2 protein-coding genes are annotated in these 1,412 nt (G+C 66.1%); both read left to right on the forward strand.

Translation table 11 applies throughout. The features are described from left to right. A partial coding sequence (locus ACLQ24_RS29630) for a hypothetical protein (RefSeq protein ID WP_425895034.1) occupies positions 1–974 on the forward strand: 974 nt, incomplete at its 5' end. A gap of 40 nt (positions 975–1,014) precedes the next feature. Next, entirely contained in the window at positions 1,015–1,350 is a 336-nt protein-coding gene (locus ACLQ24_RS29635; protein ID WP_425895035.1) for an NUDIX domain-containing protein, read from the forward strand. Positions 1,351–1,412: the final 62 nt, after the last annotated feature.

Raw genomic sequence — 1,412 nt, forward strand, 5'->3', positions numbered from 1 at the left:
AGCCGCCGCGCATCACGTACCGCAACACCCATACACGGACAACGATCACGGCACCTTTGGGTTACTGGTCAATAACCTCCACCGACGTTCAATCGCTGTACGCACTGGCGGACCACTTCACCGACCTGGACCGACGTCACGGCAGTGGCTCTCCGCATACTCGCGCAGTCATGGCAGACCTGCTTGTACGGCAGGTCGGGCCGATGTTGCGCGGCACCTATACCGACGCAGTGGGGCGCGAACTCCTGCGTGCAGCGGCGGTGCTCGCCGGCCAACTCGCCTTCATGTCGTACGACGCGGGCGAACACGCCATGGCGCAACATCACGTGACCCTCGGTCTGCGGCTTGCAAAGGCCGGCAACGACCGCCTCTACGGCGCTCACCTGCTGGCGAACCTTGCGACGCAGGCAGTATTTCTGGGCCATGCTCGGGAGGCTGCTCGGCTCGCGGAAGCCGCCATCGACGGGGCTGGCCGTGCACCTGCCGCTGTCCTCGCGCGGCTACAGGCGACCGCCGCTACGGCCTACGGACAGGCAGGCGAGCGGCGTGCCTGCCAACTTGCCCTCAGCAAGGCTGAGCGCTCTCTCGGCCGGGCGGGAACAGAGCCTGGTCCACGCTGGGTCGGCTACTTCAGCCCGGCTCACCTGGCCGGGGCCGCGCTGAGATGCCTAGGCGACCTGCACCTTTATCCGCAGGCCCTACAACATGCGCCCGACGCGCTTACCCTCGGCAGCCAGAACACCCGAACCCGTGCCCTGCACACGGCTCTCATCGCGATGACTCAAGCCCGGGCTGGTGACACCGATGCGGCCTGTGAGTGGAGCCGATCGCTGGTGCAAGACGTTGCGGGAGTCCAGTCGGTGCGCGTTTGTCAGCGCCTCCGCGAACTCACTACCAATCTCCGCCCGTACCAGTCATCGCCCCAGGTCAACGATGTCCTGCGTGCCCTTACGGCCGCGCCCGCAGCCACGTAGAGCGAGAGCACACCTAGGCATGTCCGCTAGCGTCAACGAGGTGACCTGGACGGAGCCCGCCACCTGGTACGCCAACCTGGCTTCCTTCTACGCTGCCGCTGCGGCTCTCATTACCGATCCGGCGGGCAACGTCCTGCTCGTCAAGCCCACGTACCGCGACCACTGGGCCTTCCCGGGCGGCTACGTGGACGAGGGCGAGTACCCGCATGATGCCTGCGCCCGCGAGGTATGGGAGGAGTTGGGCGTCACGTTGACGGTGGGCGCTCTGCTCGTAGTCGACTGGGCGCCGTCCGCCGGACAGCGCCCCCGCGCGATCGTTAGTTTCACGTTCGACTGTGGGTCCGTTGCTGGCCTCGACGGCTTTATTGACCAGTAACCCAAAGGTGCCGTGATCGTTGTCCGTGTATGGGTGTTGCGGTACGTGATGCGCGGCGGCTT

Origin of the sequence: Micromonospora sp. DT4 (genome assembly GCF_049841675.1) — a bacterium.
GTDB lineage: Bacteria > Actinomycetota > Actinomycetes > Mycobacteriales > Micromonosporaceae > Micromonospora.